This is a genomic window from Methylorubrum populi (genome assembly GCF_002355515.1).
GTDB classification, from domain to species: Bacteria; Pseudomonadota; Alphaproteobacteria; order Rhizobiales; family Beijerinckiaceae; genus Methylobacterium; species Methylobacterium populi_A.
The window spans coordinates 718,746-732,712 of record NZ_AP014809.1; the positions used below are offsets into that span (position 1 = coordinate 718,746).

General features: G+C 68.9%; 13 protein-coding genes. 8 read left to right on the plus strand and 5 right to left on the minus strand.

Annotated elements, in window-relative coordinates; genetic code table 11:
• Nucleotides 1–473 precede the first annotated feature (473 nt).
• The 5 genes from trmD (at nucleotide 474) to mtnA (ending at nucleotide 5,788) form a co-directional block, all read left to right on the plus strand.
• On the plus strand, nucleotides 474–1,196 hold the full coding sequence (gene trmD / locus MPPM_RS03285) for a tRNA (guanosine(37)-N1)-methyltransferase TrmD (protein WP_096483831.1): 723 nt from the start codon (nucleotides 474–476) through the stop codon (nucleotides 1,194–1,196).
• A gap of 174 nt (nucleotides 1,197–1,370) precedes the next feature.
• A complete protein-coding gene (locus MPPM_RS03290) occupies nucleotides 1,371–2,546 on the plus strand; it encodes a phosphoserine transaminase (protein ID WP_096483832.1) in 1,176 nt (391 codons plus the stop codon).
• 151 nt (nucleotides 2,547–2,697) lie between these two features.
• Entirely contained in the window at nucleotides 2,698–4,305 is a 1,608-nt protein-coding gene (gene serA, locus MPPM_RS03295; RefSeq protein ID WP_432419838.1) for a phosphoglycerate dehydrogenase, read from the plus strand.
• A 103-nt stretch (nucleotides 4,306–4,408) separates the two neighbouring features.
• The gene (locus MPPM_RS03300) at nucleotides 4,409–4,612 is read left to right on the plus strand and encodes a DUF1902 domain-containing protein (RefSeq protein ID WP_096487694.1); all 204 of its coding nucleotides are present in this window, start codon (nucleotides 4,409–4,411) and stop codon (nucleotides 4,610–4,612) included.
• A gap of 78 nt (nucleotides 4,613–4,690) precedes the next feature.
• Nucleotides 4,691–5,788 carry an S-methyl-5-thioribose-1-phosphate isomerase gene (gene mtnA, locus MPPM_RS03305; protein ID WP_096483834.1) on the plus strand — a complete coding sequence of 366 codons (1,098 nt, stop codon included), beginning with the start codon at nucleotides 4,691–4,693 and terminating at the stop codon, nucleotides 5,786–5,788.
• Between the two features lie 25 nt (nucleotides 5,789–5,813).
• Here mtnA and MPPM_RS03310 read toward each other — a convergent pair whose 3' ends face one another.
• The 3 genes from MPPM_RS03310 to MPPM_RS03320 are packed head-to-tail and all read right to left on the minus strand — an operon-like array spanning nucleotide 5,814 to nucleotide 9,522.
• Entirely contained in the window at nucleotides 5,814–6,161 is a 348-nt protein-coding gene (locus MPPM_RS03310) for a DUF3140 domain-containing protein (protein ID WP_096483835.1), read from the minus strand.
• 48 nt (nucleotides 6,162–6,209) lie between these two features.
• A complete protein-coding gene (locus MPPM_RS03315; protein WP_096483836.1) occupies nucleotides 6,210–7,643 on the minus strand; it encodes an MATE family efflux transporter in 1,434 nt (477 codons plus the stop codon).
• A gap of 22 nt (nucleotides 7,644–7,665) precedes the next feature.
• Complete coding sequence (locus MPPM_RS03320) at nucleotides 7,666–9,522, minus strand: ABC transporter ATP-binding protein (RefSeq protein ID WP_096483837.1); 1,857 nt, start codon at nucleotides 9,520–9,522, stop codon at nucleotides 7,666–7,668.
• Nucleotides 9,523–9,637: 115 nt separating this feature from the next.
• On the opposite strand from MPPM_RS03320, the gene MPPM_RS03325 reads away from it, so the two are divergent.
• Nucleotides 9,638–10,087, plus strand: coding sequence for a tRNA (cytidine(34)-2'-O)-methyltransferase (locus MPPM_RS03325; protein WP_096483838.1), 450 nt, complete (start codon nucleotides 9,638–9,640; stop codon nucleotides 10,085–10,087).
• A 112-nt stretch (nucleotides 10,088–10,199) separates the two neighbouring features.
• Here MPPM_RS03325 and MPPM_RS03330 read toward each other — a convergent pair whose 3' ends face one another.
• Both MPPM_RS03330 and MPPM_RS03335 read right to left on the minus strand, forming a co-directional pair.
• Complete coding sequence (locus tag MPPM_RS03330; protein ID WP_096483839.1) at nucleotides 10,200–10,517, minus strand: DUF6894 family protein; 318 nt, start codon at nucleotides 10,515–10,517, stop codon at nucleotides 10,200–10,202.
• 197 nt (nucleotides 10,518–10,714) lie between these two features.
• Entirely contained in the window at nucleotides 10,715–11,737 is a 1,023-nt protein-coding gene (locus tag MPPM_RS03335) for a helix-turn-helix transcriptional regulator (RefSeq protein ID WP_096483840.1), read from the minus strand.
• 390 nt (nucleotides 11,738–12,127) lie between these two features.
• Here MPPM_RS03335 and MPPM_RS03340 point away from each other — a divergent pair, with 390 nt between their 5' ends.
• Together MPPM_RS03340 and MPPM_RS03345 are read left to right on the plus strand one after the other, a co-directional pair.
• A complete protein-coding gene (locus MPPM_RS03340) occupies nucleotides 12,128–13,267 on the plus strand; it encodes a PspA/IM30 family protein (RefSeq protein ID WP_096483841.1) in 1,140 nt (379 codons plus the stop codon).
• The gene (locus tag MPPM_RS03345; RefSeq protein WP_280176347.1) at nucleotides 13,264–13,941 is read left to right on the plus strand and encodes an OB-fold-containig protein; all 678 of its coding nucleotides are present in this window, start codon (nucleotides 13,264–13,266) and stop codon (nucleotides 13,939–13,941) included. Before MPPM_RS03340 ends, MPPM_RS03345 begins: the two co-directional genes overlap by 4 nt.
• Nucleotides 13,942–13,967 lie beyond the last annotated feature (26 nt).

The window sequence follows — 13,967 nt, forward strand, 5'->3', positions numbered from 1 at the left end:
CCCGGATAAGTCCCGGCATGGACGAACGTGCCCGCCCCGCGCGTCTCGGCCGCGCTGCGAACCATCGGGCGTGCGCCCCGTTCGCAAGGAAGTGGCTCCAACCGAAACCCGAGCGAGAGACGCCATGCGCCGCCCGATCCTCCTCCTCGCCTTCCTCGCACTGCCGGCCTCCCCGGCGTCAGCGCAGGGCTTCCCCGGTGCAACGGTGGGCATCCCCCTGGGACGGCCGGATCCGTTCGGCGCCACGATGCCCCACTCGGCCGAGCCGATGGCTCAGCCGATGACGGAGCCCTTCGCCGCTCCACCGGCCGGTCGGCAGAGAATAGGGCACGGTCGCCGGCTGCGCCCCTCGTCCCGGCCGCACCTCGACCACCGCCACCGAGCGGAACCGAGGCAGCGTCCTCCACTCGCCCGGCGCTGACGGGCCGGTGCGCCCTCATTGACCGGTCCGGCCCACGTCGCCATCAAGCGGCATGAGCGAGCCCGTCGATCCTGCCACGTCCGCCCCCTGGCGGGTCACTGTCCTGACCCTCTACCCGGAGATGTTCCCCGGCCCGCTGGGTCATTCCCTGTCCGGGGACGCGCTCGCCCGCGGAGCGTGGAGCCTAGAGCCGCGGCAGATCCGCGAGCACGGGCTCGGCCGCCACCGCAACGTGGACGACACGCCCGCCGGCGGCGGGGCCGGAATGGTTCTGCGCTGCGACGTGCTCGGAGCCGCCATCGACGCCGCGGCTGCCCCGGACGACGCCCGCCCGCGCCTGCTCATGTCCCCGCGCGGAAAACCGCTGACGCAGGCGCGGGTGCGGGCCCTGGCCGGGGGGCCCGGCGCGATCATCGTCTGCGGGCGCTTCGAGGGGGTGGACGAGCGGGTGATCGAGGCGCGCAACCTCGAAGAGGTCTCCATCGGCGACTACGTGCTCTCCGGCGGAGAGATCGCCGCCCTCGTGCTGATCGATGCCTGCGTGCGCCTGCTGCCCGGCGTGATGGGCAAGCACGCCTCCGGGGTGGAGGAGAGCTTCGAGGGCGGCCTGCTCGAATACCCGCACTACACCCGGCCCCGGGAATGGGAGGGGCGGACGATTCCCGACGTGCTGATGGGCGGCAACCACGCGGCCATCGCCCGCTGGCGGGCCGAGCGCAGCCGCGCGCTGACGCGGGCGCGCCGTCCCGACCTGCTGCAGAGCGACGAACCTTAGATCGATTTTCTCCGTCGCTGTTCTTCCGAGAACTGAACTATCGTTCTGTTGCCTGCAGCACACGCGGATCTGAATCCTTGAAAACGCCGCTTGCATCGCGGCAAGCGATCCGTCATTCACCGCGGCGGGACACCTCCCCCCAACGGGAGGCGCTCATCTGGAAGGATGGCTGACATGACGGCTCAAATGCCCGCCGCGCGCCCGCGCGTGCCTTACTTTTCGTCCGGCCCGACGACCAAGCGTCCCGGCTGGACCCTTGATGCCCTCTCCGGCGCGGCTTTGGGCCGCTCGCACCGCTCGGTCGCCGGCAAGGCCAAGCTCGCCGAGGCCATCGAACTCACCCGCAAGGTCCTGCGCGTCCCCGCCGATTACCGTATCGGCATCGTCCCCGGCTCCGATACCGGCGCCGTCGAGATGGCGATGTGGTCGATGCTCGGCCCCAAGACCGTCGAGGTCATGGCCTGGGATTCCTTCGGCGCCGAGTGGGTCACCGACGCGCTCAAGGAACTCAAGATCGATCCGATCGTGCATGTCGGCGAGCACGGCATCCTGCCCGAGCTCGACGCGATCGACACCAAGAACAACGACATCGTCTTCACCTGGAACGGCACCACTGCCGGCGTGAAGGTCCCGCACAGCGACTGGATCGCCGACGACCGCGAGGGCGTCACCATCTGCGACGCCACCTCGGCCGCCTTCGCGATGCCGCTGCCCTGGGACAAGCTCGATGTCGTCACCTATTCCTGGCAGAAGGTGATGGGCGGCGAGGCCGCGCACGGCATGCTGATCCTCTCGCCCCGCGCCGTGGCGCGCCTCGAGAGTCACACGCCGGCCTGGCCGATCCCGAAGGTGTTCCGCCTGACCAAGGGCGGCAAGCTGATCGAGGGCATCTTCAAGGGCGACACCATCAACACGCCCTCGATGCTGGCGGTCGAGGACTACCTCGACACCCTGACATGGGCGCAGAGCATCGGCGGCCTCGACGCGCTCCATGCGCGGGCGGACGCCAATGCTCGGGTGGTCCATGACTGGGTGGCGCGCACCCCTTGGATCGGCCACCTCGCGGTGGATCCGGCGACCTACTCGAACACGGGCGTGTGCCTCGTGATCACCGACCCGGACGTGCTCGCCAAGGGCGACGCCGTGGTCAAGACCGTCGCCGCCGGCATCGTCAGCCGCCTGGAGAAAGAGGGCGTCGCCTTCGACTTCGGCGCCTACCGCGACGCGCCGGCCGGTCTGCGCATCTGGTGCGGGGCCACCGTTGAGGCCTCCGACATCGCCGCGCTCACCCCCTGGCTCGACTGGGCCTTCGCCCAGGAGAAGGCGGCGCTCGCCGCCGCGGCGGCCTGACGGTCTGAGACGCCACGATGGCCGGTCGCGAGACCGGCCATTTGCTTATGACGCGCTCCAGCGATCCGCCCGTTCGCGCGACGCCGCGACCGGCCATGCCCTCTCGCGAGAGGCAGCGATCCTGCGCGCCCGCATGACGCGAGGTGCTCCCGTGTCCCAACCCATCCCTTCCAAACCCAGGGTCCTCGTCTCCGACGCCCTGTCGGAAGCCGCCGTCCAGATCTTCCGCGATCGCGGCATCGCGGTCGATTTCCAGCCCGGCCTCGGCAAGGACAAGGAGGCGCTGGCGGCCGTCATCGGCGACTATGACGGCCTCGCCATCCGCTCCGCCACCAAGGTGACGGCCAAGCTGCTCGCCCGGGCCACGCGGCTCAAGGTGATCGGCCGCGCCGGGATCGGCGTCGACAATGTCGACGTGCCGGCGGCGACCGCAAAAGGCGTGATCGTGATGAACACGCCCTTCGGCAACTCGATCACCACCGCCGAGCACGCCATCGCCCTGATCTTCGCGCTGGCGCGCCAGATCCCCGCCGCCGACGCCTCGACGCAGGCCGGCAAGTGGGAGAAGAACCGCTTCATGGGCGTCGAGCTGACGGGCAAGACGCTCGGCGTCATCGGCTGCGGCAATGTCGGCGCCGTGGTCGCGGACCGGGCGATCGGCCTGAAGCTGAAGGTGGTCGCCTACGATCCCTTCCTGACGCCGGAGCGCGCCGTCGAGATCGGCGTCGAGAAGGTCGAGCTCGACGCATTGCTGGCGCGGGCCGACCTCATCAGCCTGCACGTGCCGCTCACCGACAAGACCTGCAACATCCTGTCGGAGGAGAACATCGCCCGGACGAAGCCCGGCGTGCGCATCGTCAACTGCGCCCGCGGCGGCCTCGTCGACGAGTTGGCCCTGCGCGCCGCCCTCGATTCCGGCCACGTGGCGGGTGCCGCCTTCGACGTGTTCGTGACCGAGCCGGCGACGGAGAACCCGCTCTTCGGCCACCCGAACGTGATCTGCACGCCGCATCTCGGCGCCGCGACCTCCGAGGCGCAGGAGAACGTGGCGCTTCAGGTCGCCGAGCAGATGGCCGACTACCTGCTGAGCGGGGCCATCACCAACGCGATCAACTTCCCCTCGATCTCGGCCGAGGAGACGCCGCGCCTCAAGCCGTTCGTCGCGCTCTGCGAAAAGCTCGGCTCGCTCCTGGGCCAGCTCACCGAAGCGCCGATCAAGGGCATCCGCATCACCTACGAGGGCGCGATCGCCGGGATGAACACCCGGGCGCTCACCTCCGCGGCGGTGACCGGCGTGCTGCGCCCGATCCTGCAAGAGGTGAACATGGTCTCGGCCCCGGTGATCGCCCGAGACCGCGGGATCGTCATCGACGAGATCAAGCGCGAGGGCGGGGCCAGCGACTACGAGTCGGTGGTGCGCATCACGGTGGATGCGGAGGACATGCCGCGCGACGCCGCAGGCACCGTCTTCACCGACGGCAAGCCGCGGGTGATCGAGATCCGCGGGATCGGCATCGATGCGCCCTTCGCGCCGCTCATGCTCTACGTGCGCAACCACGACAGGCCGGGCTTCGTCGGCAGCTTCGGCTCAGTGCTCGGCGAGGCGGGCGTCAACCTCGCGACCTTCGCCATGGGCCGCGAGGCCAAGGGCGGCAACGCCATCGCCTTCGTGGCGGTGGATGCCGAGGTTTCCCCCGAGGTTCTGAAGGCGATCGAAACGATCCCACAGGTGAAACGTGTTCGCCTCGTCCGCTTCTAGGGCCGGCAAGGCCCGGGCGGACGAGGCCGACCGCCCCCTCGACAGCGACGGCACGGCGCCTCCGGCGCCGGCCCCCCTTCCCTCCGAACATGAGGATCGCGCGATGGCCCGCCAATTCACCGTCCGCTGCGCCTGGGACGAGGCTGCCGGCGTCTTCTTCGTCCACGATTCGCCGGTGCCAGGCCTCGCCACCGAGGCGCCCACCATCCCGGCCCTGCTGTGCAAGCTGCCGGGCATGATCCGCGACCTGCTGGACCTCGACGACAGCGCCTATATCGACATCTACGTCGAGCGGGTGAAGCGCTAGCACGCTAGCCCTCGCCGCTGCCGGTCCGGGAGATCTCCGGGACTGGCACCGGCAGGGTCTTCGTGCGACAGGGATTCCATGAAGATCGACGGACGTTCCTATCGCACCATCTTCCTCGAGGCCGACGGCGACGCGGTCACGGTCATCGACCAGACCCGCCTGCCCTTCGTCTTCGAGCTCAAGCGGCTGGCGACGCTCGACGACGCCGCGGTGGCGATCCGCACCATGGTGGTGCGCGGCGCGCCGCTGATCGGCGTCACCGCCGCCTACGGTCTCGCGCTGGCCATGCGGGAGGATGCGAGCGAGGCGGGGATCGAGCGCGCCTCCGCGACGCTCGCCGCCACGCGACCGACCGCGATCAACCTGCGCTGGGCGCTGGACCGGATGGCCGCCATGCTACGCCGGGCGCCGGAAGCCGAGCGCGCGGCCCTCGCCTTCGCGGAGGCCGCCGCCATCGCCGAGGAGGACGTCGCGAGCTGCCGCGCCATCGGCGAGCACGGCGCCAAGATCCTGTCCGAGATCGCCGCGAAGAAGGGCGGTCCGGTCAACGTGCTGACCCATTGCAACGCCGGCTGGCTCGCCACCGTCGATTGGGGTACCGCGCTGGCGCCGATCTACGTGGCGCACGATGCCGGCGTGCCGGTCCACGTCTTCGTGGACGAGACCCGCCCGCGCAACCAGGGCGCGGCGCTCACCGCCTTCGAGCTCAACGCCCACGGCGTGCCGCACACCGTGATCGCCGACAATGCCGGCGGCCACCTGATGCAGCACGGGCAGGTCGATGTCTGCATCGTCGGCTCCGACCGCACCACGGCCTCGGGCGACGTCTGCAACAAGATCGGCACCTACCTGAAGGCACTGGCGGCCTCCGACAACCGGATCCCGTTCTACGCCGCCCTGCCGTTCTCGACGATCGACTGGACCCTGTCGGACGGGGTGCGCGACATCCCGATCGAGGAGCGCGACGCCCGCGAGGTCACGCATCTGACCGGCCGCACCGATGACGGCGCCTTTGCCACCGTCGCCGTGGTGTCGCCCGGAAGCCCGGTGGCCAACCCCGCCTTCGACGTGACGCCGTCCCGCCTCGTCACCGGCCTCATCACCGAGCGCGGCGTCTGCGCCGCGACCGAGGAGGGTTTGGCCGGGCTCTACCCCGAGCGGCGCAAAGCTGCCTGAACGACTGCCTGAACGGTCGCGGGCCTCAATCCTTTAACGGGTCGTGGCCCCAGTTCATCAGCGAGAGCCGCCAGGGCGAGTCCTTCGTCTTGGACTTGTCCTCGGGCCCACCCTGCTTGAGGTGACGGTTCACGTAGCCCACCACCTTCTTCATGTGGGCGTAGTCGTCGTCGCTGAGGTCGGCCTTCTTCTTGTGCAGGATCTCGACGATGCGCCGGCCCTCCTTGTGGCCGGTGGCCTCGCCGCCATCCTTCTTCTGCCCGACCGACTGGCTCTCGTCGGTTTCCAGGAATTTCTCGAGGGCGGCGGCGGTCATGTTCACCGCGCCCTTGAAGTCCTTCCAGATCGTCTCGTGGTCGTCCTTCTCGGCCATCACGCCCGTCCCCCACTCGCTGTCGTCGGGGACGGGAACGGGGGGCTTTCAGGCACGGTTCCGCCCGGCTGGCGTCTGCGCGCTTGAGCCGCGCGGGCGCGCGGTGCTGAGCCGCCGCCAACGGACCACCAGCGCCACGGAGACGAAGAGCAGCCCGGCGCAGAAGCCAGCCCAGATGCCGCGTCCGCCCATCCCGGCGCCCCAGGCCAGCGCCGCCCCGAGGGGCACGCCGATACCCCAGTAGCCGAACAGCGCGATCAGCATCGGCACCTTGGTGTCCTGAAGGCCGCGCAGGCAGCCCAAAGCCACCGACTGCACCCCGTCCGAGATCGCGAACAGGGCCGAGAAGATCAGGAAGCCGGCGGCCACCGGAAACACGGCGGCGGCGCCGGGCGCGTCCGCATCGAGGAACAGGCCGATGAGCGTGCGCGGGGCCAGAAGCTGCAGCCCGGCGCAGGCCACCATGAACCCGAAGCCGAGCCAGAGCGCAATGGCGCCGGCGCGGCGCAGGGCCGCCCGGTCGGCGGCGCCGTAGGCACGGCCGACCCGCACCGTGGCCGCCTGCCCGATGCCGTTGGGCACCATGAAGCAGGTCGCGGCGATCTGGAGCGTCACCGCGTGGGCGGCGAGCGGCAGCGTGCCGAAGGTGCCCATCGCCACCGTGGCCGCCTCGAACAGACCGGCCTCGGCGATGCCGGCCACGCCCATCGGCAGGCCGACCCGCACCACGCGGGCGAGGCGCTCGGTGTCGAGCTGCCAGAGACGGGCGAACATCCGGTGGCGGTGCAGGTTGCGGTCGAGCCGGATCACCGCGATCAGCGCGCCGATCGCCAGGAATTCGGTGACGACGGTGCCGAGGGCCACGCCGACGATGCCGAGCTCGGGCGGCCCGAAGGCGAAGAAGGCGCCGAGGGCGAGATTGAGCGGCAGCGCCACGAGGCTCACGGCGAGCGGCGGACCCGGCCGCTGGAGTGCGGCGAGCGCGCCCTTCAGCACCATGAAGGCGAGCGCCGGGACCATCCACCATTGCAGCACCCGCATGTAGGCGCCGGCATCGCGGGCGACCGCCGGCTCCTGATGCAGCAGGCCGAGCAGCGCCTCGGTGAACCAGAGCGCCGGCATCAGCGCGAGCGTCACGAGGAAGCCGACCCACAGGCCCGCTCGCACGGTGCGCCGCACCCCGCCGGCCGCCTCCGCCCCCTGTCCGACGGCTTCCGCGACGAGGGGCGCCACGGACGAGGTGAGGCCGATGCCGCCGATGAACAGCAGCAGGTAGAGGCTGGTGGCGAGCGCGCCCGCGGCGATGGGCTCGGCGCCGAGCCGGCCGAGCAGCACCGCGTTCGACGCGACCAGCCCGTGCTGGGCGAGATTGATGAGGACGAGGGGCGCCGACAGCTTCAGCGTCGCGCGCAGTTCGTCGAGCCAGTGCGAGGCCGGCGGCCGCTCGAGGCCGCCGGCCGCGAGGCTCGGTGAGGAGGTCACGTGTCCCGCTCCGTCAGTTCGCTTACGAGGCCGGAGCCGGCGCCCGATCCCCGAGGAAGCCGCCGGATTGGCGCCGCCACAGGTCGGCATAGAGGCCGCCGCGGCGGATCAGGTCGGCATGCGTGCCCTCCTCGACGATCCGGCCGCGATCGATCACGATCAGCCGGTCGAGGGCAGCGATGGTCGAGAGGCGGTGGGCGATAGCGAGCACCGTCTTGTCGCCCATCAGCGTGTCGAGCGCCTCCTGGATCGCCGCCTCGACCTGGCTGTCGAGCGCGCTCGTCGCCTCGTCGAGGATCAGGATCGGCGCGTCCTTGAGGATGACGCGGGCGATGGCGATGCGCTGGCGCTGCCCGCCGGAGAGCTTCACGCCCCGCTCGCCGACATGAGCGTCGTAGCCGCGCCGGCCCTTGTGGTCCACGAGGTCGAGGATGAAGTCGTGGGCATGCGCCAGCCGCGCCGCCTGCTCGATCTCGGCGTCGGTGGCGTCCGGGCGGCCGTAGCCGATATTGTCGCGGATCGAGCGATGCAGCAGCGAGGTGTCCTGGCTGACCATGGCGATGGCGCCGCGCAGGCTGTCCTGCGTCACCCCGGCGATGTCCTGGCCGTCGATCAGGATGCGGCCGCCCTCGACGTCGTGCAGGCGCAGGAGCAGCGCGGTGATCGTGCTCTTGCCCGCGCCGCTCACGCCGACGAGTCCGACCTTCTCGCCGGGGCGAATGTGGAAGGACAGGTTCTCGATGATGCTGGCGTCGCCCCGCCCGTAGTGGAAGTCCACGTTCTCGAAGCGGATGTCGCCGCCGGTGACATGCAGCGTCTTCGCTCCCGGCACGTCGGTGAGGCCGTGCGGACGGGCGATCGTCTGCATGCTCTCCTGGATCACGCCGACATTCTCGAACACGCCGCGCACGGTCTGCATCACCCAGCCCGACATCGCCATCAGGCGAAGAATCAGCGCGAGTCCGGCCGAAGCCTCGCCGGTGGTCATCGCGCCGCGCTGCCACAGGGCGAAGCAGACGGCGGCCGTCGTGAACAGGAGCAGGCTGTTGAGGACCCCGAGCAGGCTCGTCGTCAGCGTGGTGAGCCGAAACTGGTGCAAGTATGCTTTCGTGTGGGTGTCGACCGCGTCGCGCACGGCGGCGCGCTCCTCGCGGTCGCGGGCGAACAGCTTGACGGTGAGGATATTGGTGTAGCTGTCGACCACCCGGCCGATCAGGGTCGAGCGGGTCTCCGCGGTCAAGTGCGAGCGCTTGCGAGCGCGCGGCACGAACCACCTCGTCAGGGCGGCATAGGCCGCGACCCAGGCCACGACGGGCAGGGTGAGCCACGCGGAGATCGAGGAGAACAGCCCGATCGCGGTGATCGCGTAGATCGCCACGTAGAGCAGCGTATCGATGAACACGACGGCAAGTTCGCGCACTGCCGGCCCGACCTGCACGGTGCGGTTGGCGAGCCGCCCGGCGAAATCCGCCTGGAAGTAAGAGAGCGAGTGGCCGAGCGTGTAGAGATGCGTGCGCCAACGGATCTGGTTGGTCGATTGCGGCACGACCAGCTGGTTCGAGATGACCTCGTGCAGCCAGATCGTGAAGGGGCGCACCACGAGGAGGAGCAGCGCGGCGAGCGTCAGCGGAACCGCGTTGTCGCTGATCACGCTCGTGCGGTCGGCCGCGTTCATCAGGTCGATGAACCAGCGCATCAGCAGGTAGAGCGAGGCCTCGATGCCGCCGGCCACCACGGCGATGACGAACAGCACCATGAGCGCGGAGCGGATCGGGCGCAGGTAGAAGCCCGCGAAGCCCAGCACGGTTTTGGGCGGCATGCGCCGGTCATCGAAGGGCGCGAACGGATCGATGCGGCGCTCGAGCCAGTCGAGGAACATGATGTCGGAAACCGTGCGAGGAAGGAGAGGCTCAGGTAAGCCTCCTTGACGCCGGGCCAACCCCGCGCCCATGCCGCAGGCAGGACCCTGCCCCGCCCCGCTCCCCGCGCCGCCGATGCTTCGCCTCGCCCTCTACCAGCCGGACATCCCGCAGAACACGGGCACGATGCTGCGCATGGCGGCCTGCCTCGGGATCGCAGTGGAGATCATCGAGCCGGCCGGTTTCGACGTGTCCGCCCGTAATCTGCGCCGCTCGGGGCTGGACTATCTCGACCATGTGGCGATCACCCGCCACCGCTCCTGGGACGCCTTCCAGGAATGGCGGCGGGAAGCGGGCATCCGCCTCGTGCTGGCGACCACCACCGGCTCAGTGCCCTACACGCAGCACGCCTTCCGCGGCGACGATTGCGTGCTGATGGGGCGCGAGTCGGCCGGTGTGCCGGACGCGGTTCACGCCGCCGCCGATGCCCGGGTGCGGGTTCCGATCCGGCCGGGCCTTCGCTCGCTCAACGTCGCGGTTTGCGCCGCGATGATCCTGGGCGAGGCGATCCGGCAGGCCGGGTAAGGCCCCTTCGATCGGCGGCGAGGGACCGTATCGGTCGAGGCCGGGGCGCGGGTCCTGAGGCCCAGCAGCTTGCCTTCATCGCGTGCCTGGGTTCCGTGACGCGGCGACCGGCTCAGTTCGAATGTGTGACGCTATCGGTCTGTCGGCTTCTCGGCCGCTGCTGGCAACGCGCGACGTCGCGACACGGCGTAGAGAGCGCCGCCTGATCCAGCGTGACCTTGACGTCGATCGTGAACACGACCGCTTCGTCCACATCGCTTGCCCTGAGCTGCCACGTGTCGCCGAATGCGACGCAGGGCCCGGCCTCTCTCAAGAGTTCGCCGGCATAGCGAATGGCGGCACGACGGGCTGCCTCCAGATCAGGCAGGTCTGTCCCCTCCTCGTCGCATAACTCCACGTCGTCGTTGGTATTGAAGAAGAACCTCGGCATCCACGACTCCTGAAAAATCCATGTTCCCGCACGCAATCGAAACAATCGCGAACAAGGGGACCGCCAGACCTGCGCGCTCAGATGTTACCGAGCTCGAATCAGGTATTCGATGATCAATAGTCGTGTCAATCGATTAAAAATTTGTCGGTGCAATGTATTCGCGATTATTATAGCGTTTCGCAATCATGCTATTTCGATCATTCTACTTTGCGTAGCATGTCGCGCCGAGTGTCGCTGGGTGTACATCCGAACCGGCGCCGATAGCGTTGCGCGAAGTCACTCATGTGAGCAAAGCCCCATCGCCGGCCCAGATCGGCGATCGACGTCTCCCGATAAGCCTCTCTGCAGAGATCGCGGTGAACGTGCTGCAGGCGCCGTTCGATGATGAATTCGACCGGTGTCATGTTCAATTCGCGCTTGAACGACATCTGCAACAACCGAACACTGACACCCGCGACGGCGGCGACATCGGCAAGCCGGAGCGGAGTGGCAAGATGTGCTTCGATGTAATCAATCGCGCGACGAACATGAGCCGCCGCGAGGTTGCCGGTCGAGGGCAGTTCGGCGGCCGGCGCCCGCGGCCAGGCGCTCAGAAGCTGATAGGAGATGATTTCCTCAAGCAGCGGGAAAAACAGATCATCCGCCGTGCGCACGTCGCGCAACCGAATCTGCATTTGCTCCAGAGACAGCAGAAGCGCTCGCATTCCCATGTTGTCGAGCGACGTCAGCGGCTCCAGCACCGGGAGCGGACGATCCGGTTTCTGCTCCAGAGCATGGTAACTCGCCAGGAGCGACGCGCGGGCGATCGTGCTGCTGATGGCGGAAAAACCGGCGGAGGCTTCTCCGTTGCGCATATCTTCCAAGGCGCTGAACGTTGCGTACCCTTGCGTGACGACCTGCTCATCGCGCCAGTTTCGGCGGATCATCTGCCCATTGGTGACGAAGCGGATCGTGAACAGATCGGCCTCGATCGTCGGGATCGTCAGGAAGCCCGTGGTCGATTGCGTGTGCCAGAGACTCATGGTTCGGCTCTGCCCGCCCTCGACCCGAACCTGCGGGGACACGCGGGAGACCGGATAGAAATTGACGGCGAGACCACCACCGTCGTTTACGTATTCGAGCTCGCGCACCGATTGCAGTTGATGCGCGAAGAACCGTTGCGGCCGCCAGATCGATTCCGGGCTGCGAATTCCGGGCAGCCGGCTGGTGGTATCGGGCATTTGGCTTCAACACGGCGAAGGGATGATCGCCTCAACTCCACCCACCGACATTCGAATATGCGTGTAGAAGGGAATGTCGACAAGCAGGAGTTTGGCGTGATGTCAGTTCTGGGGGAGTCGAAGTCACGGCGAAGATCGCGGACCCTTATCAGGCGTGCGGTCCCCTGAGAACCAACGGTTCGTGGAAACTTCCAACGCTTGATTGAAGGTTCAAGAGTTGCCTTTAAGCACCTACGCTAATCTGAGGTTTCATTTGTCTCTGATGACCCGGTGACCATGTGTGAGAGCACCGTGCAGGTCCACATCCGGTGCGGGTAAATCGGCCGAAGTGTAACACTCGGAGCGTGCACCGCCCTTGAAAACACCGAATGGGTGTTTTAGTCTCGGCTCGTGCCCAAATCAGGAACCCTACCCTCTCGCCTGATCTACCGGCTCCTTCCCGAGCCGACGGATCTCGATGCGGTCCGCTCCCTGCTCGCGGCGTACCGGCGGATGCTCGTTGTCCTCGAGGAGATCCGCCGGGAGCATGGGCTGCGGGCTAACGTCGTCGCCCTGATCGAGCACGGCTACCAGCGCATCCGCGACGAGACCGGGTTGCCGGCCCGCCTCGTCACGCTCGGCATCCGCGACTTCGCGCAGCGGAAAGCCGGTTTCGATCCCGAATCCGTCACGTCGATGCCGCTCGACGACAAGCTGTTCAGCGTGAAGGGCGCCTCGGAGATCACCCTCGCCACGCTCTGCGGCCGGCGCACGATGCCCTACCGCGTCGAGGGCTACGACGGCCCCTGGCGCGAAATCTCCAGCGCCCGCCTCACCCTCGCGGGCGACACGCTCACCATCCAGGTGGGCGTCTCCGTCACGCCACCGAAGGAGGAGACCCGCATGCCCGAAAACATCCTGACCCGCGTCGGCCGGATCATCGGCGGCCTGTCCAACGCCGCCCTCGAAGCGGTGGAGGACCGCAACGGCCTCGCGGTCGCCGAGCAGGCGCTGCGCGAGATCGATGCGGTGATCCACGAGGCCCGGCTCGACCTCGGCAAGATCAAGGCCGAGGAGCACCGCCTCACCGCCCGCCGGGCCCAGCTCGACGGAGAGCTGTCCGCGCTGCCCGAGAAGCTGTCGCTCGCGCTGTCGAGCGGGCGCGAGGATCTGGCCCGCGCCGGCATCGCGCGCCAGCTCGACCTAGAGAGCCAGATCGAGGCGATCGATTCGAGCCTCGCCGAGGTGGGCGAGCGTCACGGGGCGGCCGCCAAGGCGATGCAGGCGGCCAATGCCGCCCGGCGCGACGCGGAGCACCGGATCGCGCTGCTGCGCAATCCCCCGCCCAAGGCGACGGACCCGCTCACCGGCTACGGTGGCGAGGATGCACAGCGCGCCCGCCAGCTCGAACAGTCGCTGCGCACGATCGACCGGCTCACCGGCACCGCCTCCGCGGCGGCCGATCCGTCCGTCGAGGAACTGGACCAGCTGCACCGCGACGACGCCATCGAGCGGCGGCTGGCCGCGCTGAAGCAGGGCCGCCCTTCGTGAGCGCCCTGGTCGGCCCCGCCCTGTTCCCCTTCACCCTGGCGGCGGCGGTGATGGCCGGCCTCGTCGTTGTGGAGGCGCTTTTCCTCCTTCTCGGGCACTCCCTCTCGGGCCTGCTGGACGGCGCTCTCGGCCACGAGACGGGCTATGACGCGGGCCATCCCGCCGGCGGCGGCGATCTAACCACCGCGGCGGATGCGGAGGGCGCGTTCTCACCGGCCGCGCTGATGTCCTGGATCAATCTCGGCCGGGTCCCCTTCCTGATCCTGCTGATCCTGGCACTGGCCCTCTTCGCGCTGGCGGGCTTCGTCGTGCAGGGTGTCGCCGCCGCCCTCGTCGCGCCTTTGCCCGTCCTCCTGGCGGTGCCGGTCGCCGCCGCCGCGACGCTTCCCGCCCTGCGCGTCTCGACCAGGGGCATCGCCCGCTTGATCCCGCGCGATGAGAGCTACGTCGTCACCGCCGATGATCTGGTCGGCGCGACGGCGGATGTCACCCTCGGCCCCCTCGACGACGGCCTGCCGGGACAGGTCCGGGCGTTCGATCGCCACGGCAACACCCACTTCCTGCGCGCCCGCGCCGCCCCCGGCGCGCCGGCCATGGAAACCGGCACCCGCGTCCTTCTCGTGGACCGGCTCGACGCGGTCTACGTCGCGGTCCCCGCCGCGCCGGACCTCTGATCCCCCTTCCTGCCCCAGCCGAAAGG